Below are 21,565 nucleotides of genomic sequence, written 5' to 3'. Positions count from 1 at the left end.
GACGGCGACTACCAGACGTACAAGGCCGAGTCCGGTGCGTTTGTCCGGGAACACTTCTTCGGCCAGACTCCGCAGACCAAGGAAATGGTCCAGGATCTCACCGATGACCAGATCTGGAACCTCAAGCGCGGCGGCCACGACTACAACAAGGTCTACGCCGCGTACAAGGCCGCGACCGAGTTCAAGGGCAAACCCACCGTTATCCTGGCCCACACGGTCAAGGGTTACGGCCTGGGTACCCACTTCGAGGGCCGCAACGCCACGCACCAGATGAAGAAGCTCACCCTCGCGGACCTGAAGGCTTTCCGGGACCACCTGCGTATCCCGATCACGGATGACCAGCTCGAAGGGGATCTCTACCGGCCCCCGTACTACCACCCCGGCATGGACTCCCCGGAGATCAAGTACCTGATGGAACGCCGGGCCGCGCTCGGCGGCTTCGTTCCCGAACGCCGCTCCAAGCACACCGAGGTCACCCTGCCGCAGGAGAAGGTCTACGAAGTCGCCAACCGCGGCTCCGGCAAGCAGCTGGCGGCCACGACCATGGCCTTCGTCCGGCTCCTGAAGGACCTGATGCGGGACAAGGAGTTCGGTGCCCGGATCGTTCCGATCATCCCGGACGAGGCCCGGACCTTCGGGATGGACGCGTTCTTCCCGACCGCGAAGATCTACAACCCGAACGGGCAGAACTACCTCTCCGTGGACCGTGAACTGGTCCTGGCGTACAAGGAGTCCATCTCCGGGCAGATCGTGCACGCCGGCATCAACGAGGCCGGTTCCGTCGCGGCGTTCACCGCCGCGGGCACCTCCTACGCCACCCACGGGGAGCCGCTGATCCCGATCTACGTGTTCTACTCGATGTTCGGTTTCCAGCGGACCGGGGATTCGTTCTGGGCCGCCGCGGACCAGATGACCCGCGGGTTCATCATCGGCGCCACCGCCGGCCGCACCACCCTGACCGGTGAAGGCCTGCAGCACGCCGATGGCCACTCCCCGGTCCTGGCCGCGACCAACCCGGCCGTGATGACCTACGACCCGGCCTACGGGTACGAGATCGGCGTGATCATCCGCGATGGCCTGAACCGGATGTACGGTCCGGGGCCGGCGGATAACGATCCGTCACGGAACGTGATGTACTACATCACCGTTTACAACGAGCCGATCTCCCAACCGGCAGCACCGGCGGAACTGGACGTCGAGGGCATCATCAAGGGCATCTACCTGCTCGCGCCGGCCAAGATCGATGGCCCGCGCACGCAGATCCTCGCCTCCGGCGTGTCCGTCCCGTGGGCCCTGGAAGCCCAGAAAGTCCTCGCCGAGGACTGGGGCGTCTCCGCCGACGTCTGGTCCGTGACGTCCTGGACCGAACTGCGCCGCGATGCCATGGCCGCTGAGGAAGAAGCGTTCCTGAACCCCGGCAAGCCCGCACGCGTCCCGTTCGTCACCGAACAACTCGCCGGCGCTACCGGACCGATCGTCGCCGTGACCGACTACATGAAAGCCGTGCCCGACCAGATCCGCCAGTTCATCCCGAACGAGTTCGCCTCCCTCGGCGCGGACGGCTTCGGCTTCTCCGACACCCGCGCCGCAGCACGACGCTTCTTCAAAAACGACATCCACTCAGTGGTCGTCCGTTCCCTGCAGATGCTCGCCCGCCGCGGCGAAGTAGACGCCCAAGCACCCGCCCAGGCAATCGAAAAATACCGCCTGCACAACGTCAATGCCGGCACCACCGGCAACGCGGGCGGCGACTCCTAGAGTCAGCTCAGCACGGAACGACGGCGGTCCCCACCGGAAGGCGGGACCGCCGTCGTCGTTAATGCCTAACGCCCGGGAACCCGGACACCCCCGGCGGCGGACAATACTGTGATCCAGCACAAAGGCCGTTGTAGCCTTTGCACAAATGGAGCTTGGGCGGCAGGCCCCGTATGCTCGATGCATGTCCGAGCCGATCACCACTGCCGCAAAACGCAAGCCTGCCTCAAGGGCGATGTCTCCGGAGAAGGTTGAGACGCTCAAGAAACTTCGGGCCAGTGTAGGCCAGCTCTCCACCACGACACTGCGCCAGCTGGAGAAGTCCTTGCCCTGGTACAGCCGGCTGAACTCGGACGAACGTTCGGCACTGGGCATGGTGGCGCAAAACGGCATTGCCGCGTTCGTCACCTGGTTCGAACGTCCCAGCTCGCCGTCGTGGATTCTCTCCGACGTTTTCGGCACCGCGCCGACCGAGCTCACCCGCTCCATCAGCCTGCAAAAAGCCCTGCAGCTGATCCGGATTGTGGTGGAAGTGGTGGAGGACCAAGTGCCGGTGATCGCACCGGAAGCGGACCAGGGAGCGCTGCGCGAGGCGGTCCTGCGGTACTCCCGCGAGGTCGCGTTCGCCGCAGCGGATGTCTACGCGCGGGCCGCCGAATCCCGCGGCTCGTGGGATACCCGGCTGGAAGCACTCATTGTGGACGCCATCCTGCGCGGTGAAAACACCGACGCCCTGCGGTCCCGGATTGCCGCCTTGGGCTGGAAAGCGCAGGAGCGCTTCACAGTTATGGTGGGCAACACTCCGTCCGAACCCAATGCCAGCTATGTCAGCGAACTGCGCCGCACGGCCGGGCGTTTCGCCGAAGACGCCCTTGTCGGAATCCAGGGCGACCGTCTTATCCTGATCCTTGGCGGGGTCCACGACCGGGAGACCGCGTACCTGAAGCTGGCTGAACTCTTCGCGCCCGGGCCGGTCGTTTACGGCGCCGAAGCCGGCTCCCTGCTGGAGGCCAGCAGCTCGGCGCAGTCCGCCTTCGCGGGGCTGACCGCCGCCCGTGCCTGGCCAGCCGCGCCGCGCCCGGTTGCTGCAGATGACCTCCTGCCGGAAAGAGTCATCTCCGGCGACGACGCGGCGCGCCGCTCCCTCGTCAAGAACATCTACCGTCCCCTGATCGCGGCGTCCAACGGCCTCGTCGAGACCCTCGGGACCTACCTCGAGCTTGGGCATTCGCTCGAGGCCACGGCCCGTGAACTCTTCGTCCATGCCAACACCGTGCGTTACCGGCTCAAGCGCGTCTGTGACGTCACCGGCTGGGATCCGTTGCTGCCCCGGGAGGCTTTTGTGCTCCAGACGGCTCTGGTCGTTGGCCGGCTGGCGACCCCGCCGAAGCCAGCCGTCGAACGTCAGCCGTCGCGCAACAGCCCCTGAGCAGTTGTAGACTTCCTACAAAGTGACCCTGTGAGCTTGGTGCACGAATACACCGATAATCACGCCGTAGTTTGGAAAGCTGGATACGTGCTTGCAATCGTCTGCCCTGGACAGGGCTCCCAGACCCCCGGTTTTCTGGCCCCTTGGCTGGAACTGCCGCCCGTCGCAGGCCATCTGGCCTCGCTCAGCGAGATCGCGGGGATCGACCTCACCGCCCACGGCACCACGTCGGACGAGGAGACCATCAAGGATACGGCTGTTGCCCAGCCGTTGATCGTCGCCGCCGGGTTGGTGGCGGCCCAGTCGCTGTTCGACGTCGAGCTGGCCACCCTCCCGGTTATCCTTGCCGGCCACTCTGTCGGCGAAATCACTGCCTCCGCCCTGGCTGGTGTGCTCACGGAGACCGAAGCCATGACGTTTGTCCGGGAACGCGCCAACAGCATGGCAGCTGCCGCCGCGGCAACCCCCACCGGCATGAGCGCGGTGGTGGGCGGCGACCCGGCCGAGGTCCTGGCCGCGATCGAGGCCTGCGGCGCCACGGCCGCCAACGTCAACGGCGCCGGCCAGACCGTCGCGGCCGGCACCCTGGACCAGCTCAAGGCCCTCGCGGAGAACCCGCCGGCCAAGGCCCGGGTGATCCAGTTGAAGGTGGCCGGCGCATTCCACACCTCGCACATGTCCCCCGCCGTCGCGGCGCTGCGGGCCCTTCGCCCCGCGCTGCACCCGCGGAACCCGCAGGTGCCGCTGCTGTCCAACTTCGACGGCGCGGAAATCACCGATGGTGCCGCCGCCGTCGAAAGCCTGATCGCACAGGTTTCCCGCCCGGTCCGCTGGGACCTCTGCATGGAAACACTCGTGAAGCGCGGCGTGACCGGCGTGATTGAACTGGCTCCGGCCGGAACACTCGCCGGACTCGCCAAGCGGGGTATGCCGGGTGTGAAGACCGTGACCGTCAAGACCCCGGACGACCTCTCCGCCGCCCTGGCCCTATTCGCAGAACTGGAAGGACAGGCATGAGTGTGCCCACATTAAAGCAGGCCCCGCTGCACGAGAACACCCGCGTTATGGGAGTCGGAGCCTACCGTCCCGACGTGATCGTCACCAACGAGGACGTCTGCCAGTGGATCGATTCCTCCGATGAGTGGATCCGCCAGCGGACCGGCATCATCACCCGGCACCGCGCCTCCGCTGACATCAGCGTGATTGACATGGCTGAGGGCGCTTCCCGAGAAGCCCTGCAGAAGGCCGGCATTGAGGCCTCCCAGCTTGGCGCCGTCATCGTCTCCACCGTGACGCACCCCTATGCCACCCCGTCCGCTGCGGCGAGCCTCGCAGACCGTCTGGGTGCCACACCGGCCCCCGCCTTCGATATCTCCGCCGCGTGCGCCGGCTACTGCTACGGCATCGCCCAAGCCGATGCGCTGGTGCGGTCCGGCGCTGCCGACTACGTCCTTGTGGTCGGCGCGGAAAAGCTCTCTGACGTCATCGACAACACCGAGCGAACCATCTCCTTCCTGCTCGGCGACGGCGCCGGCGCCGTCGTGATCGGCCCGTCCGAGACCCCGGGCATCGGCCCGTCGGTTTGGGGCTCGGACGGCAGCAAGTGGGACGCAATCGGCATGACCGGTTCCATGCTGGATCTCCGCGGTCCGGCCTCGGCGGGAGCGGAGGGCGGTGCTCCCGGTACCGGGGAAGCCGCCGTCGCGGATCCGGCGCTTTGGCCGACGCTCCGCCAGGACGGCCAGACGGTGTTCCGTTGGGCAGTCTGGGAGATGGCCAAAGTCGCGCAGCAGGCGCTGGACGCCGCCGGCATCACCGCCGACGATCTCGCGGCCTTCATTCCGCACCAGGCGAACATGCGGATCATCGACGAGATGGCCAAAAAACTGAAGCTTCCCGGGACGGTCATCATCGCCCGGGACATCGCCGACGCCGGCAACACTTCCGCAGCGTCCATCCCCCTGGCCACCCATCGGCTGCTGCAGGAAAACCCGCAGCTCAGCGGCGGCCTGGCACTGCAGATCGGCTTCGGTGCCGGACTGGTCTTCGGTGCCCAAGTCATCGTGCTTCCCTGAGCCCCCGGGTTCCGCCACATTCCCCCGTCTTCACATCCCGCAACAAGCCGAACCCTCGGTTTGAGTCATTCCCGCCCGAAGCTGCCGGCACAACGGCAGCCCACGGCAATAACAAGAAAAGGAGCCATCATGGCTAGCAACGAAGAGATCCTGGCCGGCCTGGCTGAAATCGTCAACGAAGAGACCGGCCTCGCCCCTGAGGCTGTCGAAATGGACAAGTCCTTCACCGAGGACCTGGACATCGACTCCATCTCGATGATGACGATCGTCGTCAACGCCGAAGAGAAGTTCGGCGTGCGCATCCCGGACGAAGAAGTCAAGAACCTCAAGACCGTCGGCGACGCCGTCAGCTTCATCGCGAACGCACAGGCCTAGTTCCGGCCCCGGCCGGTCCGGGGGCGCAAGTGCACCCCCGGACCGCGCCATGTGCACCACCACCCGCTCCACCCCCCAACGTTTTTCGCAACGCAGGCCCCGGCAGCCTTACCCAAGTCCCGGACACGGCAGGCGCACCGACAGAGAGTGATCCCATGGCACGCAAAGTAGTCATTACCGGTCTGGGTGCCACCACACCCATTGGCGGCGATGTCCCCACGATGTGGAAGAACGCGCTGAAGGGCGTCTCCGGCGCGCATACGCTCGAGGACGACTGGGTGGCCAAGTATGAGCTGCCCGTCCACTTCGCCGCCCGCGCCTCCACCCCCGCCACGGAGGTCCTGAGCCGGGTCGAGGCCAAGCGCATGGACCCGTCCACGCAGTTCGCTGTTGTCGCCGCCCGCGAAGCGTGGGCCGACTCCGGCATCACCGAAATCGACCACGACCGCCTGGCCGTGGCATTCGCCACCGGCATTGGCGGCGTCTGGACCCTCTTGGACGCCTGGGACACCCTGCGCGAAAAGGGCCCCCGCCGCGTACTGCCCATGACCGTGCCGATGTTGATGCCCAACGGCCCGGCCGCCGCCGTCAGCCTTGACTTGGGTGCCCGCGCCGGCGCCCACACTCCGGTCTCCGCGTGTGCCTCCGGCACCGAAGCTGTTCACATGGGCCTTGACCTGATCCGTTCCGGCAAGGCTGACGTCGTTGTGTGCGGTGGCGCCGAAGCCGCCATCCACCCGATGCCGATTGCCGCATTTGCCTCCATGCAGGCCCTCTCGCGCCGCAACGACGATCCCGAGCACGCCTCACGCCCCTACGACCGTGACCGCGACGGCTTTGTGATGGGCGAGGGCGCCGGCGCCCTCGTGCTCGAAGCCGAGGAACACGCGCTGGCCCGAGGTGCCCGCATCTACGCAGAACTCGCGGGCACCTCGGTCACCGCAGACGCTTACCACATCACCGCCCCGGACCCCCAGGGCCTCGGCGCCACCCGCGCGCTGAAAGCTGCAATGTTCGACGGGCGTATCCAGCCCGAGGACGTGGTTCACGTGAACGCGCACGCCACCTCCACTCCGGTCGGCGATAAGCCCGAGTACGCGGCCCTGAAGGCGGCTTTGGGCCAGCAGTTGGACAGTGTCGCGGTCTCGGCCACCAAGTCGCAGATGGGGCACCTGCTGGGCGCCTCCGGTGCGGTGGAAGCCGTGCTGACCGTGATGGCCGTGTATGACCGCAAAGCCCCGGTCACCATCAACCTGGAGAACCAGGACCCGGAAATCCCCCTCGACGTAGTTACAACAGCCCGCGACCTGCCCTCCGGCAGCATTGCGGCACTGAGCAACTCCTTTGGCTTCGGCGGCCACAACGCCGTGATCGCGGTGCGGAGCGTCTAGCTCCAACTGCCCGCACTACGCCGAAATGACAGATGGCGGCAATGTTCTTAGTGAACGTTGCCGCCATCTGTCATCTCGGCGGAGCTATGGGGATGTGGTGCGGTGACTCCTGGCTGGCGGGTCTTAGCCGACTTGGTGCAGCCAGCGTACCGGTGCACCTTCGGCGGCATGCCGGAAGGGTTCGAGTTCTTCGTCCCAGGCTTCGCCGAGGGCCAGGGAGAGCTCATGGTAAACCGCAGAAGGGTCGCCGGCACCGGATTCGTAGGCGTAGCGGATTCGGTCTTCGGAGACCATGATGTTTCCGTGCACGTCGGTGACGGCGTGGAAGATGCCAAGTTCGGGTGTGTGTGACCAGCGGCCGCCATCAACGCCTTGGCTGGGTTCTTCGGTGACTTCGTAGCGCAGGTGCGCCCAGCCTCGAAGAGCTGACGCCAATTGCGCCCCCGTGCCCGGGTTTCCGGTCCACGAAAGTTCAGCCCGGAACATTCCGGGCGCTGCTGGCTGAGCAGTCCACTCAAGATCCGTCCGCTTGTCCACAACGGAACCTATGGCCCACTCAACGTGGGGGCACAGGGCAGTTGGGGCAGAGTGAACAAACAACACACCGCGGGTTAGTGCAACAGACATTCCATCCTCCATAGCTGTAGGTACGTCTTCCCCAACGACCTCTGCCTGGATGTGTGTGTCCCTTGCTCGGTTCCGCGCTGCGGATGGTCCTCGCCAGACTATTAAATTAGGGCCCGGTTCCTGGTGCTGCTGGAGGCTAAGAGCTTCAAGCGGCACTTGAAAGTTGCCGGGCGTGAGTCTCATTCTGCCGCACGCTACCGCATTACGCCAGTGCACCGCGGCGCGTCTTTCCCGGCGCGCCGCGCAGCGTAACCTCAGGGACCGGTCCCGCTAGCCGGGCCGACGCGCGGCGGCGGGATCAGGCGCGCGGATGGGCCTGCTGATAGCTCTGCCGAAGCCGCTCGACGGAGACATGGGTGTAGATCTGGGTGGTGGCCAGGCTGCTGTGTCCCAGAATTTCCTGCACGGCGCGGAGGTCGGCCCCGCCGTCGAGCAGGTGCGTGGCGGCAGAGTGCCGGAGGGCGTGCGGTCCGGTGGCTGCGGTGTCCCCCAGAGCTTCCAAGAGGTCGTGGACCACGCTGCGGACCTGCCGCTGGTCGACCCGTTTACCGCGCGCCCCCAGGAACAGCGCGGGACCGGAGGCGTCAGTGGCTAGGACGCGACGGCCGCGGCGGAGCCAGTCGTCGACGGCGAGCGCAGCGGGAAGCCCGTACGGCACTGTCCGTTCCTTGTTGCCTTTGCCGAGTACCCGCAAGGTCCTGCGGTCGGGATCGAGGTCGTCCACGTCCAGGCCTGCCAACTCACCGACCCGGATGCCGGTGGCGTAGAGCAGCTCAACCATGGCCCGGTTGCGCAGCGGTACGGGTCCGCCCTCGGCTGCCGCTGATTCCGCATTTCCAACCAGCCGAAGGACCTGCTGCTGGTGCAGCACCCCGGGCAGCGACTTCTCCCGTTTGGGCGCCTTCAGCCGCAGCGCGGGGTCAGCGACGATGAGTTCTTCCCGGACAGCCCAGGCGGTGAAGGCGCGGGCCGTGGCGGACCGGCGGGCCAAGGTGGCACGGGAGATGCCCGCTTCGCTTTGGGCTCCGAGCCAGCGCCGCAAAGTGCCAAGCTCCAATCCTCGCAGCTCCTCCACTCCTTCAGAGGCGGCATACTCCAGAAGAGAACCGACGTCGGAGAGGTAGGCGCGCACCGTATGGGGAGATCGCCCGCGTTCGGCCTCCAGGTAACGGCCGAAGCGCTGGCCGGCGGTGGCCAGTACGGCCGGGATCTGCTGAGTGGACACTCCCCTACTCTCGCAGTAATCGCCCGGTGGTCAGGGAGCCCGACGGCGAGCCGTTGGTCGGCTGCCCTCCGTGGCACTCCCGGCCATGTCCCCGGACCCTCACCCGGCCTTCCCGGACCGCTTCCAGCCGCCGCGGTGCGCTTCGGCCAGTCCCAGGAGCCCGAGCCGGCCCAGGCCCGCGCGGACGGAATCGAGGCTGAGTCCCGCGACGGTGGTGAGCTTGTCCACCGAGGTTGTGGTTCGCAGCGGCAGCGCGTCGAGCAGGATCAGGTCCTCCAGAGTCAGCCCATCCTGGACTGCTGCGTGGCCGGTCTTGTCCTCTGGCAACGATTCGCCGCTGGGAGAGGCAAGCTCCGCAATCTCTCCCGCGTCAGTGACGCAGACTGCACCGCCTTCCCGGAGCAGCCGATGGCACCCTGCGGAGTTGGCGCTGTGCACCGAGCCGGGAACTGCCCCGACTGCCCGGCCCAACGCTTCCGCGTGGTGTGCCGTGTTCAGCGCGCCCGACCTCCACCGGGCCTCCACCACAACCGTGACCGAGGCCAGCGCGGCGATCAGCCGGTTCCGTTGCAGGAATCTGTACCGCGTCGGGGCAGAACCGGGCGGAACCTCGGCCAGGACTGCCCCCTGGTTCGCGACGGTCCGCAGCAGGTCCTCATTTCCGGCGGGATAGAAGCGGTCCACTCCCCCTGCCATCACGGCGATGGTAGGCAGGCCGCCGTCGGTTCCGCCGGCGAGGGCGGCTCGGTGGGCGTGTGCATCGATCCCGTAGGCGCCGCCCGAGATAATCGTGAACCCCCGCTGCGCCAGTGAATACGCGAGATCGCCTGTTACGGAGGCGCCGTAGGAGGTGCTGTCCCTCGAGCCAACCAGTGCAACGGATGTGGCAGGCGGCGGCAGCTCCTGTTCATTTCCTCGCCACCACAGACAGATCGGCTCCTGCAGTCCGAGGTCTGCCAACTGGCGGGGCCATAGTTCGTCGGAGGGGATGACCAGGCGCCCGCCAAGCCTCAGGATGGTGGCAAGGTCGCGTTCGGGGGCCAGGTCCTGGACTCGAGGTGCCCAGCGCTTCCGGGCCGTCGCCAGCCCCGTCCAGCCGCCGGCGGACCCGGTCTCCTCCAGGAGGAGAAATATGTCACGTTCCAGTTCCGTGCCGGCGTGAATCTCACCGGTAGCAATTCTTAGCGCATCCGCAGCGCCGGCGATGCGCACCAGAGCCAGGCCGGTGCAGTCCTGCGGCTCAAAAAGCCGCGACAACGCCGCCCGGGCGGTCCGTTCATTCTCTGTCATGGTGGCGTCCTTTTACACGATGGCTGGATAGGGGCTGCCGCTTGACCGTGCCGGCAGGCAGGGGCGCTCAGGCAGCAGGGGTTGCCTGCCGGAGGCTGAGTGCCAGCCCGATGTCGTCTGCTGCCGGGATGTCGTGGTCGGCCAGATCCGCCACGGTCCAGGCCAGGCGCAACACCCGGTCGTAACCGCGGGCGGTCAGCATCCCGCGCTCCAGGGCATGGTCCAGGATCCGGGTTGCGGGAGCACTGAGGCGGAGGGCGCCCCGGAGTACACGACCGGGCACTTGGGCGTTAGTCTCCAAGCCGAACGGCAGCAGCCGCTGAAGCTGCCGTGTCCGGGCAGCCCGGACACGGGACGCAATGGTGGCGGTATCCTCCTCCACCCCGGGCTGGCCAAAATCGGCCAACGACACCCGCTCCACCTGCAGCTGGATGTCGACCCTGTCCAGCAGTGGCCCGGACATCCGGGCCAGATACCGCCGGCGCATCGTCGGGGTACAAATGCAGTCAATTCCTTTGCCTGTGGCCTTGCCGCAGGGACACGGATTAGCCGCGAGAACAAGCTGGAAGCGGGCAGGGTACGCCGCTGTCCCAGCCGAGCGGTGCAGTACGAGTTCGCCGCTCTCCAGCGGCTGCCGGAGCGCATCCAGGACCCGGCGCTCGTATTCCGGCGCCTCATCGAGGAACAGCACACCTCGGTGCGCCCGGGAAGCGGCCCCGGGCCGTGGGAGCCCGGAGCCACCGCCTATTATGGCCGCTGAGGTGGCGGTGTGGTGGGGGTTCTCATACGGCGGCCTGCGCACCAGTTGCAGGGAGGACGAGGCCAGTGAGCAGAGCGAATGGATGGCAGTGACTTCCATTGCCTCGGCGTCACCAAGGTCCGGCAGGAGGCCGGGAAGCCGCTCGGCCAGCATCGTTTTCCCGGCTCCCGGCGGGCCGGTCAAAAGCAGATGGTGAGCGCCGGCGGCGGCGACTTCCAGGGCCCTGCGGGCATCCGCCTGGCCGGAAACGTCGCACATATCCGGTGGTGTGAGGCTCGGCCCCTCTGCTTCGGCCCGAGGTTCGCCGGTCCCGGGATCGGGCTCGAAGTCGAGGGCCAAATCCTGCGGATCAGCACCGAAATCGAAGGCCAGCCGGGCCAGGGTGGCGTAACCATGCACCCGCGCGCCGGGCACGAGTTCAGCTTCGGCGGCGTTTGCCCGCGCCACAACAATGTCGCAGTAGCCTGCCCGCACCGCAGCCATCACGGCGGGAAGAACCCCGCGGACGGGCCGCAGCCGGCCATCCAGCCCCAGTTCCGCGATGAACACTGTCCGGCCGGTGGAACGCACATCATTGGAAGCCAGCAGGACCGCCATGGCGATGGCTAGGTCGAAGCCGGAGCCGCGTTTTGGCAACGACGCCGGGATGAGGTTGGCCGTGATTTTCCGCCGGCTCAGCGGAATGCCCGAGTTCTGGGCGGCGCTGCGGATCCGTTCCTTCGCTTCGTTCAGGGACGCGTCGGGCAGACCCAAAATGATGAACGCCGGGAGGGTCTGGCCGATGTCGGCTTCGACTTCAACGATGTAGCCGTTGAGCCCCACAAGCGCCACGGAGTAGCTCCGCCCGAGAGCCACCTACCCCACCCCTTTGAGGTGTTCGATAGTGGGCTCGCCGATGCCGTCGTCGAGGACGGCAATCACATCCAGTCGGCGCAGCGGTGCCCGCCGGCTGTGGTCGCGGCACCACGCGGAAGCGAGGCGGTGCAGCCGGGCCAGTTTGTCCACGCCGACGGCTTCGAAAGGATGCCCATAGTCCAGGGAGCTGCGAGTCTTCACCTCTGCGATGACCAAGGTGTCGCCGTCGAGGGCAACAATGTCTACTTCGCCCTCGGAACACCGCCAGTTGCGGTCCAGGATCCGCATGCCGCGGGCTTCCAGGTATCCGGCCGCGAACTCCTCGCCCCGCCGGCCCAGCACGTCTTTAGCTCTCATGTAACCAGCGTGCGGCGGCGGCGCGGGGCAGCCTAGGGCGTCAGGACGCTATGTGGAAAACCACGGCGGCGAAAGCGTTGGCCAGAGGAGTGCGCTGCCGCCCCGGCAGTACCGCGGTCATCGCCGGTAAACCGGGTCAGTTCCCCAGGTCGCCGACCTTGGGAAGGCCGAGCTCCTCGTTGCGCGGGAGCTCTTCGACGTTGACGTCCTTGAAGGTAATTACGCGGACGCTCTTGACGAAGCGGGCGGAGCGGTACACGTCCCAGACCCAGGCGTCCTGGAGCGTCAGGTCGAAATAGACCTCGCCGTCGGCACTGCGGGCCTGCAGGTCAACATGGTTGGCCAAATAGAAGCGCCGTTCGGTCTCGACCACATAGCTGAACAGGCCGACAACGTCGCGGTATTCGCGGTAAAGCTGCAGCTCCATGTCGGTTTCATAGTTTTCAAGGTCCTCGGCACTCATGGTTCCATCTTGCACCATCCGGCGTGGCCCGCGCGCCACGGTCCGTCCCGCGGCGGGCCCCGGCCCCTCCCCGGCGGTCCCGCAGTCGCCCCGGCGGCAAGTTTGATAACCGGCGCCGGGGCGGTGACTAGAGCAGCTGCCAGCTCACCCGGTGGTACGGCGTGGGCCCTGCGACTCGGAGCGCATCCTTGTGTATGGCCGTGCCGTAGCCCTTGTTGACGTCCCAGCCGAAGGCCGGGTATTCGCTGTGCAGCCCGCGCATGATGCCGTCGCGTTCGACTTTGGCCAGGATGGATGCGGCCGCGACACTCAGGCACTGCATGTCCGCCTTGACCAGTGTGTGCACCGGCGCGTCGCAGCCCGGTTCCACCGGGCCGTCCTCGAACAGGGATGGCTGGGCCACCGGCGAGAGCCAGTTGTGGCTGCCGTCCAGCAGCACAACGTCAGGGGTGACCCCGGCGGCGAGGACGGCGAGCCAGGCACGGGTGCCGGCGAGCCGCAGCGCCGCGACGATGCCGACGTCGTCGATCTCTTTCGCTGTGGCGTGCCCAACGGCGTTGGCCACACTCCAGCTCCGGACCAGCGGCACCAGCCGCTCACGGTCCGCCACCTTGAGCAGCTTGCTGTCCCTAACGTCGGCGAGCAGCACCTGCCGCTCGAGGTCCACCACAGTGATTCCCACACTGACGGGTCCGGCGAGGGCACCGCGGCCCACCTCGTCAACGCCCGCGACGAGTCGGGCGCCCGCATTTCGGAAGCGGCGCTCGTAGTCGAGGGTGGGGGCTTGGGACATCGCTGCTGCCGCTACTTTCCGGCCGGCGCGGGTACGTCGCGGAACACGTCGGGGTAGTTGTCGAGGCCGCCGATGCGGTTCAGCGGCCACGCAATGACGGCCGCCCGTCCTTCGATGTCGGCGATGTTGACGAAGCCTCCGTTGCTGTCCGGGTGGGCGCGCGAGTCGGCGGAATGATTCCTGTTATCGCCCATGACCCAAACCTTGCCGTCGGGAACCACAACATCGAAGTCGCGGGCCTGGGGCACCTCGGCGGGGTTGATGTAGGACTCGTCCAGCGGCGCGCCGTTAACCATCAGCCGGCCCCCGGCGTCGCAGCAGACCACGTGGTCGCCCGGAAGCCCCACCACGCGCTTCACCAGGTGCTGCTCCGAGTTGTCCGGCAGCAGACCGATGAATGTCAGGCCGTCCTGCGCCCAGCTGAACGGACCAGCCGCCTTCTGTGCCGCAGGAACCAGCCAGCCCTGGGTGTCCTTGAACACCACGACGTCGCCGCGCTCCAGGGCGAACGGTTCCGGGACCAGAAGGTTCACAAAGATGCGGTCGTTGACGTCCAGGGTGTTGACCATTGACTCGGACGGAATGTAGAAGGCCCGGAAGAGGAAGGTCTTGATCAGGAAGGAGAGCACAATGGCGACGAGCACCACGGTGGCCACTTCCTTCACCCAAAGGAACAGCGGACTGTGCCGCTCCTGGGCTTTCGCCTTGCGGGCACGCTTCGACGCGCGACCCGCATGGGCGGGTCCGCCCGCGGCCGGAAGATCCGCAGCGTGCTCCCTGGCTGGGATTGCCGAGGAAACCCAGGGCTCGTCCTGGCCCTGCGGATCGGGATTCCGGGGTCCGGTCTCGGGCATCTACTGTCCGTTCTTCGCTGTCGTGGTGGTGGCCGCGGACGGCCGAGCTACTGCTGCAAATCTATCAAGCGGCCAAATGATCTGAACCGGCCTGCCAATCACGCGCTCCAGCGGCACCATGCCCCCGCCTGGGGCGCCCAGAAGGCTGCGGGAATCGGCGGACAGGGAGCGGTGGTCCCCCATCAGCCAGAGGCGGCCGGGCGGAACGAGCACGGAGAATTTCAGTTCGCTTGGGGCGTCCCCCCCGTACAGATAGGGTTCCGCAACTTGCTGGCCGTTCACTGTGAGGTGGCCGCCGGCGTCACAGCAGACCACGTGGTCACCGGGAAGGCCGATGACGCGTTTGACGTAGCTTTCATCTGCACCTGACACGCCGACCCAGTGCCCCACGCCGCTGAGAAAGTCCAGCACCGGGCCGTTGCCGCTGTTGAGCGGGGCGAAAGAGCCGCGGCCGTCGAAGACAACGACGTCGCCGCGGCCCACCGGCTCGGCCCGGAAGTCCGTTCGGGACACCAGGATCCTGTCCCCCTCGCGCAGGAGCGGCTCCATCGACGCGGAGGGGATGTAGTAGACGTCGAGCCAGACCGAGCGGACCAGGCCGCTGATGAGCACGGCCAGCAACACGGCCAGCAACACAAAACGCCAGCCGAGTTTCCTGGGCTGGCGTTGTGTGTGTTCCATGATCCGTATCCTCCAGCGCATTTATGACGCAAACAGCGCTGTCAAGGATGTTCCGGCGCTGGCCGGACACGGTCGGTGGACCACTAGTAGTCCAGAAGGACTTACTTTGCGGGCTGGAAGTCGCGCTTTTCCTTGATCTTCGCGGCCTTGCCACGCAGGTTGCGCATGTAGTACAGCTTGGCGCGGCGCACGTCGCCCTTGGAGACGAGCTCGATCTTGTCGATGATCGGGGAGTGCACCGGGAAGGTACGCTCCACACCGACGCCGAAGGAGACCTTGCGGACGGTGAAGGTTTCGCGGAGACCGTCGCCGTGGCGGCCCAGGACAAAGCCCTGGAATACCTGGACACGGGAGTTCTTGCCTTCGATGATGTTCACGTGAACCTTGAGGGTGTCACCCGCGCGGAACGTCGGAACATCGGTGCGCAGCGAGGCTGCGTCTACGGAATCGAGGATATGCATTGATTCACTCCTGGTGAACGCCACAGGTCCTTCACGTTAGGTCACGGCGGCCAAGCCCGGGCGCAAGAGCGGCCCGGAAATTCCCGCCGAAAAAGTGTCGCTCCGGCCCTGTCAGGAATTGACGGAGCCGGGGTGCCGCGCTGTTGGTGACGCTCCCCCTGTGGCAGGTTCGCAACCCAGCAGGCACAAGGACTAATTTTGCCACACCCGGGGCCATCCAGCCAATCCGGTTAATCGGATTGGCCGCCGGCGTCGGCGCGGCGCAGCAGGCGGCCGTCGACGACGTTGTATCCGAGGTCCGCGAAAGCGGTACGGTCCGCGCGCGGCAGCTTGCCGGCGTCGAACTCCGCAAGCAGGTCCGGACGGCGTTCGGCGGTACGCCGGTACTGTTCGTGCCGGCGCCACTGGGCGATCTTGCCGTGGTTGCCGCTGAGCAGCACCGCCGGAACCTCACGATCCCGCCAGCTGGCGGGCTTGGTGTAGACGGGGTACTCGAGCAGCCCGTCCGAGTGCGATTCCTCGACGAGGGATTCGGGGTTGCCGACGACGCCGGGCAACAGGCGTCCGATGGCCTCCACCATCGCCAGTACCGCCACTTCGCCGCCGTTGAGCACGTAGTCGCCCAGGCTCATGGGGCGTACGGCGAAGTGTTCGGCGGCCCATTCCATCACGCGCTCGTCGATGCCCTCGTAGCGTCCGCAGGCGAACACCAGCCGGTCTTCCTCCGCCAGCTTGTGGGCCGTGGCCTGGCTGAACCGCTCCCCCGCCGGCGATGGCACGATCAGGACCGGCTTCGCTGCGCCGACCGGCCGGTCCGCAGCGACGGCGGCCAAGGCCTGGGCCCAAGGTTCGGGCTTCATGACCATGCCGGCTCCGCCGCCGTACGGGGTGTCGTCAACGGTTCGGTGCCGGTCCGTGGTGAACCCGCGGAGGTCGTGGACGTTGAGCTCCAGCAGCCCGTCCTGGCGGGCCTTGCCAATCAAGGACAGTTCCAACGGTGCCAGGTACTCGGGGAAGATGCTGACGACGTCGATCCTCATTTAGGCTACGTCTCCTGCGTCGTCGGACCCGGCGGCAGCGGAAGACGCGGGGGCGGTGGCGGACCCGGCAGCATTGGTCGACGCGGGGGCGGACGCCGGCGTGTCGCCGGTCTTGGCCTCGTCCTCGGCATTGACCTCAAAGAGTCCCGGCGGCGGGGTGACCAGGACGTAGCCTTCCCCGACATTGACCTCGGGGACAATCTGCTCCACAAACGGGATCAGCACTTCGGTGCCGTCGGCAGCGGTGACTACGAGCAGGTCCTGGACCGGAAGGGTCCGGAGACCGGAGACCTTGCCGACCACCGCGTCCCCGACGCGCACCTCCAGGCCTTCGAGTTCGTGCTCGTACCAGCCTTCATCATCGTCATCATCGTCGAGTTCTTCGGTTTCAACAAAGAGTTTGGCGCCGCGGAGGGTCTCCGCCTCATTGCGGGTCTCGATTTCTTCGAACGCCAGCAGCAAAATGTCCTTGTTCCAGCGGGCACTGAGGACGGTGAGCGTCCCTGTTGTGGCCGGCTCCACCACAAACTGGGTCCCGGGGACGAAGCGGTCGCCGGGCGCATCGGTGAGCACCTGGACAGTCACTTCGCCGCGGATGCCGTGGGGCTTGCCGATTCGTGCCACCTGAAGCTGCATCTGTTCCTCTGTTCGGGTAAATGGGGATGTGGATCTAGGGGGAAAACAGTCCGGCCCCTCCACCATTATCTGGTGAAGGGGCCGGACTCAAGACAAATGCTGCTGAAAGCGTTACCGGCGGCGGTCGGTATCGACGACGTCGACCCTGACCGGTTCGCCGTCCGTCAGCGCCGCCACCACAGTGCGCAAGGCGCGTGCGGTGCGGCCCTGGCGGCCGATCACCCGTCCGAGGTCGTCCTGATGAACGCGCACTTCGAGGGTGTCCCCGCGGCGGTTGTTCTTCGCACTGACCTTGACATCCTCAGGACTGTCAACGATCCCGCGGACGAGGTGTTCGAGCGCTTCTGCCAGCAATTTACTCAGCCTCGGTGGTCTCTGCTGCTGCGTCGGCGGGGGCCTCGGCTGCGTCGTCCTTCTTGGCCTTCTTGGTGATGGCTTCCGGGATAATCACGGAACCCTTTTCCGGGGTAACGAAGGCAGCCTTGGGAGCCTTGGTCTTCAAGGTGCCCTCCTGGCCCGGGAGACCCTTGAACTTCTGCCAGTCACCGGTGATCTTGAGGATCGCGGCGACCTGCTCGGACGGCTGTGCGCCGACGCCGAGCCAGTACTGGGCACGGTCCGTGTCGACCTCGATGTACGAGGGCTCTTCGGTCGGGTGGTACTTGCCGATCTCTTCGATGGCACGGCCGTCACGCTTGGAGCGTGCGTCCATGACGACGATACGGTAGTACGGTGCGCGCATCTTGCCAAAGCGCTTAAGGCGAATCTTTACGGCCACTTTTGTGGTCACTCCTGTTTCTGAAACGGGGTCGAGCCCGGCGTTCTGCACCCGTGGGGCGGGCCATACTAGGGGGTTCTAAAAGGACAAGATCCGGACGCGGAGAGAGGGGCCACGCAGATCAAGTACCTGTCCATTGTGCCAGATCAGCGCGGGGATTTCGACTTGACACCCGCAACCGGTCCGGCCAAAGGACATCCGGCGCGTCAGGACGTCCAGACGTAGAGCCCGGACTTGCTGGCGGGGTCGACGGCGGCGGCAAGGTCGGCGAGCTGGCGGACATAGCGGACGGCTTGCTCCGCACCAAAGGGCATGTCCTCCTCGGCCGCCCAGCTTTCGGCGACGTCGTCGAGGATTTCGCCTTCACCTTCGGTCTCATAGCTGAGCAGTTCCGCCAGCGCGCGGACCATCGCCGGCGGGACCCCGAGCAGGGAATCGCTGGCGACGTCCACCATGGCCAGCTCGTAGTCGGCGCCGGCTGCGTGGACGGCGGTTCCTGCCAGGTCGCCGAGGCGCTCTATTTCAAAGTCGGTAATCTCGGCGATCCGCACCGCCGCGGGAATGGCTGCAGCCCCGCCGTCGAGTGCGGCTGCACGTTTGAGGGCTTCATCGTGGGTGGAGACAAAGACTTCGGTGAATCCCATGGAGCTCGTCCTTAGTTGTCTGGCGGCGCCGGGCCGCATTGCTGGCGTCTCTTCAGCCTAACCGCTTCACTGCAGCCGCGCCCGGGATGGACATGCCCTCCGCCGCCCGCAGCCACTGGACATATCCCCGCTATGCCCACTTCCGGCCGCGACCAGTGGACATGTCCAACTCCCCTGCCGGCCACCAGTGGACATGTCCAGAGCCTTGCCCAGCCCGCTTCCGCGCTCAGCGCACGGCGACGCGGATCCGGTTCCGCCACGGGTCCTCGAAGCGCAGTTCAGCCCCGGTGTGGTGGGACTGGACCCCTGCGGCCTTGAGGCGGTCCGCGAGGGCCCCGACGTCGTCTCCGGCCGGTACTTCGATCAGCACCTCGCCGAGCCCCAGGGTGTCCCGGCGGGGTCCGGCGCCCCGGCTGTTCCAGACGTTCATGGCCATGTGGTGGTGGTAGCCGCCGGCCGAGACGAACAGTGCTTGGCCGTGCATGGCCAGCGTTTTTTCGAATCCGAGGGTGCCGACATAAAAATCCTCGGCGGACCGGACGTCGCCGACCTGCAGGTGGACATGCCCAACGCCGGCGCTGGCCTCGCGCTGCCCGGCCACGGACTCCTCGGTGAGGAACTCTTCCAGGTAGCGCTGTGGCGGGAGGGCCAGGCTGTCCATCATCACGTTTTTGCCGTCCCAGGACCAGGCGTCACGTGGGCGGTCCCAGTACAGCTCGATCCCGTTGCCCTCGGGATCCGTGAAGTAGAAGGCTTCGCTGACCAGATGGTCGGCGCTGCCGCTGAAGGACTGCGGCTGGTACTGCGCGGCGCTGGCGACGGTGGCGGCGAGGGACTGCTGGTCCTCGAACAACAACGCGGTGTGGAAGAGGCCGGCCTCGCCGCGGGACGCGGCCCTCAGTCCGGGCGCCGGCGCGAGGTGGACCAGCGGCTTCTGCCGGCGCCCGAGGTAGAGGCCGCCGTCCTGCTCGGCCACGATGTCCAGGCCGAGGGCGCGCTGGTAGTAGTCGGTCATAAGCTTCAGGTCGCCAACCTTGAGCATCACGGCGCCCATCGTCAGGGCGGCCGGAAGGAGATCCTGGGTGCTGGCTTCTGCGGTCATGTGATCACTCCGGTGCTTTGAGGGCCACCGACGCTCGATGACCTAGATATATATCTAAAGTACTTGAAGCTTCAACTTATTCCAAGTGAGCCGGGTTTATCCCTAACGGACCGGTTCGCCGCGCAGCACGATGTGCCTCAGCTCCTGCAGTGCGGCCAGGTTGCCGCGTGGATCCTCTGTGCAGACCAGGACGTCGGCGCTGGCGCCGTCGGTGATACCGGGCGCGCCCAGCCAGTCCCGGGCGGCCCATGCGCCGGCGTCGAGCGCCGCAAGGGCCGGCAGCCCGGCTGCGTGCAGCGCCTGGATTTCATCAACGATGCGCCCATGTTTAATAACGCTTCCGGCGTCCGTCCCGGCATAGATGGCTACGCCGGCTTCGAAGGCCTCAAGGACACGTTCTGCCCGGCGCTCCCATAAGGCGCGCATATGCTCCGCGTACCGGGGAAACTTCGCCTCGGCCTGTGCGGCGATGTCGGGGAAGGTGGCGATGTTAATGAGCGTGGGGACGATCGGCACACCCTGTTCGACGAATCTCGGAAGATGCCGCGGCAGCAGGCCCGTGGCGTGTTCGATGCAGTCGATTCCGGCGTCCAGCATGTCATCCAGGGTGCTTTCGGCGAAGCAATGGGCCGTGACCCGGGCGCCTTCATCGTGGGCGGCCCAGACGGCGTCCTTGAGCACCGCCGCGGGAAACGAGGGGGCGAGGTCGCCGTCGTCGCGGTTGATCCAGTCCCCCACCAGCTTGACCCAGCCGTCGCCGGCGCGCGCCTGCTTGCGCACGGCTTCCACCAGCTCCGGGGGCTCCACCTCGACGGCGAAGCCACGGAGGTACCTCCGGGTCCTGGCGATGTGCCGGCCGGAACGGATGATGCGCGGTAGCTCCGTCCGGTGTTGGAGCCAGCGGGTGTCGTGGACGGCTCCGGCGTCGCGGACCAGCAGGGTGCCGGCGTCACGGTCGGTCCTGGCCTGTTCCTCCGCCAGCTGCGCCGGCACGTCCCCGCCCGGACCCAGTCCGATGTGGCAGTGCGCGTCAACCAGCCCGGGGATGACCCAGCCGTCGAGAACGAGGTCCGGGGCGAGTGCGGGACGGTCAAAGGTCAGCAGGCCGTCGACCGACCAGAGGCCCCGGCGTTCCCGGTCGGGGCCGGTAAGGATGGGTCCGGTGAACTCGATGATGCGGGTCATGGGATCAAGCCTATTGCGCAGGGCGCTTCCGGAAACGGCTAGGAGGCATGGGCGTGCTGTTGCCGGCCAACATCGGCGATAAACGCCCGGATCAGCCGGTTTCCCTCCGCCGAGTCCTGGGGCCTGTGCCCGCCCGCCGCTGTGCGGTGCACGGCACCGGTGTCACGCAAATAGCCTGCGATCTCTTCATACAGCGGTTCCCAGCCGCCGGTCAGCACCAAAGTGGGGACACCGGGGACGATCTGCAGCGGAGCTTCCCAGGCCGGAGCCTGGAGACGCAGGCGGCACGCCTCACGCTGGTCTTCCGGGTTCGGGTCACCGAGGCCCGCCTGGGCCGGGCTCTGGGCCGCAAACACCCGGCGGACGAATTCGCGGTGGAAGTCCTCATCGCTTAGGTGCTGGCGGACCTCGAAGAGCGGCTGCATCAGCGCCCGGTGCGCTGCCGTCGCCGGCAGCTCCGCGGTGAGTGACAGACAGGCCGGCTCCACCAGGGTCAGCGAGTGCACCAGCTCAGGCCGTTCGACGGCGGCCATCATCGCGGCGATGGCCCCCTGGGAGTGTGCCACAACGTGTCCGCCGGCCTGGCCGCGGCCGTCGTCGGCCAGGGCCCGCAGCACAATGGCGGCATCGGCGCAGAAGTCCGTTTCCAGCGGCTCCTCGACCGGGTCATACCCGTGCCGGCGCAGGAACAGGGCGTCGTAGCTCAGCGCCATACCATGCTGTTTCGGCCACGCGGCAGCGCCGAAGCTGCCCGCCCCGTGGACGAAGACTACGCGCTGCTTGAACATG

At 66.8% G+C, this 21,565-nt stretch carries 24 protein-coding genes; 6 read left to right on the top strand and 18 right to left on the bottom strand.

All coding sequences use genetic code 11. The features are described 5' to 3' along the window. From ABIB49_RS16650 to fabF, 6 genes are all read left to right on the top strand, one after another. A partial coding sequence (locus ABIB49_RS16650) for a transketolase-like TK C-terminal-containing protein (RefSeq protein ID WP_502913824.1) occupies window positions 1-1,758 on the top strand: 1,758 nt, incomplete at its 5' end. A gap of 181 nt (window positions 1,759-1,939) precedes the next feature. After that, window positions 1,940-3,184 carry a PucR family transcriptional regulator gene (locus ABIB49_RS16645; RefSeq protein ID WP_282360306.1) on the top strand — a complete coding sequence of 415 codons (1,245 nt, stop codon included), beginning with the start codon at window positions 1,940-1,942 and terminating at the stop codon, window positions 3,182-3,184. Between the two features lie 87 nt (window positions 3,185-3,271). Next, a complete protein-coding gene (locus tag ABIB49_RS16640) occupies window positions 3,272-4,201 on the top strand; it encodes an ACP S-malonyltransferase (protein ID WP_282360308.1) in 930 nt (309 codons plus the stop codon). Continuing rightward, window positions 4,198-5,259 carry a beta-ketoacyl-ACP synthase III gene (locus ABIB49_RS16635; protein WP_354157386.1) on the top strand — a complete coding sequence of 354 codons (1,062 nt, stop codon included), beginning with the start codon at window positions 4,198-4,200 and terminating at the stop codon, window positions 5,257-5,259. Before ABIB49_RS16640 ends, ABIB49_RS16635 begins: the two co-directional genes overlap by 4 nt. A gap of 129 nt (window positions 5,260-5,388) precedes the next feature. Next, window positions 5,389-5,634 carry an acyl carrier protein gene (locus ABIB49_RS16630; RefSeq protein ID WP_354157385.1) on the top strand — a complete coding sequence of 82 codons (246 nt, stop codon included), beginning with the start codon at window positions 5,389-5,391 and terminating at the stop codon, window positions 5,632-5,634. A gap of 155 nt (window positions 5,635-5,789) precedes the next feature. Next, window positions 5,790-7,025, top strand: coding sequence for a beta-ketoacyl-ACP synthase II (fabF, locus tag ABIB49_RS16625; protein WP_282360310.1), 1,236 nt, complete (start codon window positions 5,790-5,792; stop codon window positions 7,023-7,025). A gap of 123 nt (window positions 7,026-7,148) precedes the next feature. Here fabF and ABIB49_RS16620 read toward each other — a convergent pair whose 3' ends face one another. The 18 genes from ABIB49_RS16620 to ABIB49_RS16535 form a co-directional block, all read right to left on the bottom strand. Further along, the gene (locus ABIB49_RS16620) at window positions 7,149-7,652 is read right to left on the bottom strand and encodes a DUF3145 domain-containing protein (protein WP_056426723.1); all 504 of its coding nucleotides are present in this window, start codon (window positions 7,650-7,652) and stop codon (window positions 7,149-7,151) included. 298 nt (window positions 7,653-7,950) lie between these two features. Then, window positions 7,951-8,877 carry a tyrosine recombinase XerC gene (locus tag ABIB49_RS16615; RefSeq protein ID WP_282360311.1) on the bottom strand — a complete coding sequence of 309 codons (927 nt, stop codon included), beginning with the start codon at window positions 8,875-8,877 and terminating at the stop codon, window positions 7,951-7,953. A 99-nt stretch (window positions 8,878-8,976) separates the two neighbouring features. Then, window positions 8,977-10,167, bottom strand: coding sequence for a DNA-processing protein DprA (gene dprA, locus ABIB49_RS16610; protein ID WP_283479446.1), 1,191 nt, complete (start codon window positions 10,165-10,167; stop codon window positions 8,977-8,979). Window positions 10,168-10,234: 67 nt separating this feature from the next. Further along, window positions 10,235-11,782 (bottom strand): YifB family Mg chelatase-like AAA ATPase, encoded by a 1,548-nt coding sequence (locus ABIB49_RS16605; protein ID WP_282360313.1) that lies wholly within the window; start codon window positions 11,780-11,782, stop codon window positions 10,235-10,237. Then, a complete protein-coding gene (locus ABIB49_RS16600; protein ID WP_282360314.1) occupies window positions 11,783-12,139 on the bottom strand; it encodes a YraN family protein in 357 nt (118 codons plus the stop codon). A gap of 136 nt (window positions 12,140-12,275) precedes the next feature. Beyond that, window positions 12,276-12,602 carry a DUF2469 domain-containing protein gene (locus tag ABIB49_RS16595; RefSeq protein WP_226773354.1) on the bottom strand — a complete coding sequence of 109 codons (327 nt, stop codon included), beginning with the start codon at window positions 12,600-12,602 and terminating at the stop codon, window positions 12,276-12,278. Window positions 12,603-12,729: 127 nt separating this feature from the next. Further along, complete coding sequence (rnhB, locus tag ABIB49_RS16590) at window positions 12,730-13,395, bottom strand: ribonuclease HII (protein WP_354157384.1); 666 nt, start codon at window positions 13,393-13,395, stop codon at window positions 12,730-12,732. A gap of 11 nt (window positions 13,396-13,406) precedes the next feature. Continuing rightward, the gene (gene lepB / locus ABIB49_RS16585) at window positions 13,407-14,249 is read right to left on the bottom strand and encodes a signal peptidase I (RefSeq protein ID WP_354157383.1); all 843 of its coding nucleotides are present in this window, start codon (window positions 14,247-14,249) and stop codon (window positions 13,407-13,409) included. Continuing rightward, a complete protein-coding gene (lepB, locus tag ABIB49_RS16580; protein ID WP_282360317.1) occupies window positions 14,250-14,930 on the bottom strand; it encodes a signal peptidase I in 681 nt (226 codons plus the stop codon). Window positions 14,931-15,031: 101 nt separating this feature from the next. Continuing rightward, a complete protein-coding gene (rplS, locus tag ABIB49_RS16575) occupies window positions 15,032-15,391 on the bottom strand; it encodes a 50S ribosomal protein L19 (RefSeq protein ID WP_226773358.1) in 360 nt (119 codons plus the stop codon). A 230-nt stretch (window positions 15,392-15,621) separates the two neighbouring features. Then, window positions 15,622-16,431 carry a tRNA (guanosine(37)-N1)-methyltransferase TrmD gene (gene trmD / locus ABIB49_RS16570; protein ID WP_226773359.1) on the bottom strand — a complete coding sequence of 270 codons (810 nt, stop codon included), beginning with the start codon at window positions 16,429-16,431 and terminating at the stop codon, window positions 15,622-15,624. Beyond that, a complete protein-coding gene (gene rimM / locus ABIB49_RS16565; protein ID WP_354157382.1) occupies window positions 16,432-17,067 on the bottom strand; it encodes a ribosome maturation factor RimM in 636 nt (211 codons plus the stop codon). A gap of 111 nt (window positions 17,068-17,178) precedes the next feature. Next, entirely contained in the window at window positions 17,179-17,421 is a 243-nt protein-coding gene (locus tag ABIB49_RS16560) for an RNA-binding protein (RefSeq protein WP_253032537.1), read from the bottom strand. A gap of 1 nt (window position 17,422) precedes the next feature. Then, complete coding sequence (gene rpsP / locus ABIB49_RS16555) at window positions 17,423-17,845, bottom strand: 30S ribosomal protein S16 (protein WP_104175432.1); 423 nt, start codon at window positions 17,843-17,845, stop codon at window positions 17,423-17,425. Window positions 17,846-18,051: 206 nt separating this feature from the next. Beyond that, the gene (locus ABIB49_RS16550; RefSeq protein ID WP_283479441.1) at window positions 18,052-18,489 is read right to left on the bottom strand and encodes a hypothetical protein; all 438 of its coding nucleotides are present in this window, start codon (window positions 18,487-18,489) and stop codon (window positions 18,052-18,054) included. A 226-nt stretch (window positions 18,490-18,715) separates the two neighbouring features. Next, complete coding sequence (locus tag ABIB49_RS16545) at window positions 18,716-19,591, bottom strand: VOC family protein (protein ID WP_226773363.1); 876 nt, start codon at window positions 19,589-19,591, stop codon at window positions 18,716-18,718. A gap of 102 nt (window positions 19,592-19,693) precedes the next feature. Then, complete coding sequence (locus ABIB49_RS16540; RefSeq protein WP_354157381.1) at window positions 19,694-20,776, bottom strand: amidohydrolase family protein; 1,083 nt, start codon at window positions 20,774-20,776, stop codon at window positions 19,694-19,696. Window positions 20,777-20,814: 38 nt separating this feature from the next. Next, window positions 20,815-21,564, bottom strand: coding sequence for an alpha/beta fold hydrolase (locus tag ABIB49_RS16535; RefSeq protein WP_282360324.1), 750 nt, complete (start codon window positions 21,562-21,564; stop codon window positions 20,815-20,817). Window position 21,565 lies beyond the last annotated feature (1 nt).

Source organism: Arthrobacter sp. UYCu512, from assembly GCF_040547075.1.
In the GTDB taxonomy this organism is placed as follows: domain Bacteria; phylum Actinomycetota; class Actinomycetes; order Actinomycetales; family Micrococcaceae; genus Arthrobacter.
The sequence above is the reverse complement of the archived record's forward strand: the minus strand, read 5'-3'. Positions and strand labels throughout refer to the sequence as shown.

Excerpts from the sequence above, each read along its gene's own strand:
- ABIB49_RS16620 (WP_056426723.1), bottom strand. The coding sequence starts at position 7,652 with ATGTCTGTTGCACTAACCCGCGGTGTGTTGTTTGTTCACTCTGCCCCA.
- ABIB49_RS16645 (WP_282360306.1), top strand. The coding sequence starts at position 1,940 with ATGTCCGAGCCGATCACCACTGCCGCAAAACGCAAGCCTGCCTCAAGG.
- ABIB49_RS16540 (WP_354157381.1), bottom strand. The coding sequence starts at position 20,776 with ATGACCCGCATCATCGAGTTCACCGGACCCATCCTTACCGGCCCCGAC.
- dprA (WP_283479446.1), bottom strand. The coding sequence starts at position 10,167 with ATGACAGAGAATGAACGGACCGCCCGGGCGGCGTTGTCGCGGCTTTTT.
- lepB (WP_282360317.1), bottom strand. The coding sequence starts at position 14,930 with ATGGAACACACACAACGCCAGCCCAGGAAACTCGGCTGGCGTTTTGTG.
- rplS (WP_226773358.1), bottom strand. The coding sequence starts at position 15,391 with ATGCATATCCTCGATTCCGTAGACGCAGCCTCGCTGCGCACCGATGTT.
- ABIB49_RS16595 (WP_226773354.1), bottom strand. The coding sequence starts at position 12,602 with ATGAGTGCCGAGGACCTTGAAAACTATGAAACCGACATGGAGCTGCAG.
- ABIB49_RS16630 (WP_354157385.1), top strand. The coding sequence starts at position 5,389 with ATGGCTAGCAACGAAGAGATCCTGGCCGGCCTGGCTGAAATCGTCAAC.
- ABIB49_RS16535 (WP_282360324.1), bottom strand. The coding sequence starts at position 21,564 with ATGTTCAAGCAGCGCGTAGTCTTCGTCCACGGGGCGGGCAGCTTCGGC.
- rnhB (WP_354157384.1), bottom strand. The coding sequence starts at position 13,395 with ATGTCCCAAGCCCCCACCCTCGACTACGAGCGCCGCTTCCGAAATGCG.
- rimM (WP_354157382.1), bottom strand. The coding sequence starts at position 17,067 with ATGCAGCTTCAGGTGGCACGAATCGGCAAGCCCCACGGCATCCGCGGC.
- lepB (WP_354157383.1), bottom strand. The coding sequence starts at position 14,249 with ATGCCCGAGACCGGACCCCGGAATCCCGATCCGCAGGGCCAGGACGAG.
- ABIB49_RS16545 (WP_226773363.1), bottom strand. The coding sequence starts at position 19,591 with ATGACCGCAGAAGCCAGCACCCAGGATCTCCTTCCGGCCGCCCTGACG.
- fabF (WP_282360310.1), top strand. The coding sequence starts at position 5,790 with ATGGCACGCAAAGTAGTCATTACCGGTCTGGGTGCCACCACACCCATT.
- ABIB49_RS16600 (WP_282360314.1), bottom strand. The coding sequence starts at position 12,139 with ATGAGAGCTAAAGACGTGCTGGGCCGGCGGGGCGAGGAGTTCGCGGCC.
- ABIB49_RS16550 (WP_283479441.1), bottom strand. The coding sequence starts at position 18,489 with ATGGGATTCACCGAAGTCTTTGTCTCCACCCACGATGAAGCCCTCAAA.
- ABIB49_RS16635 (WP_354157386.1), top strand. The coding sequence starts at position 4,198 with ATGAGTGTGCCCACATTAAAGCAGGCCCCGCTGCACGAGAACACCCGC.
- trmD (WP_226773359.1), bottom strand. The coding sequence starts at position 16,431 with ATGAGGATCGACGTCGTCAGCATCTTCCCCGAGTACCTGGCACCGTTG.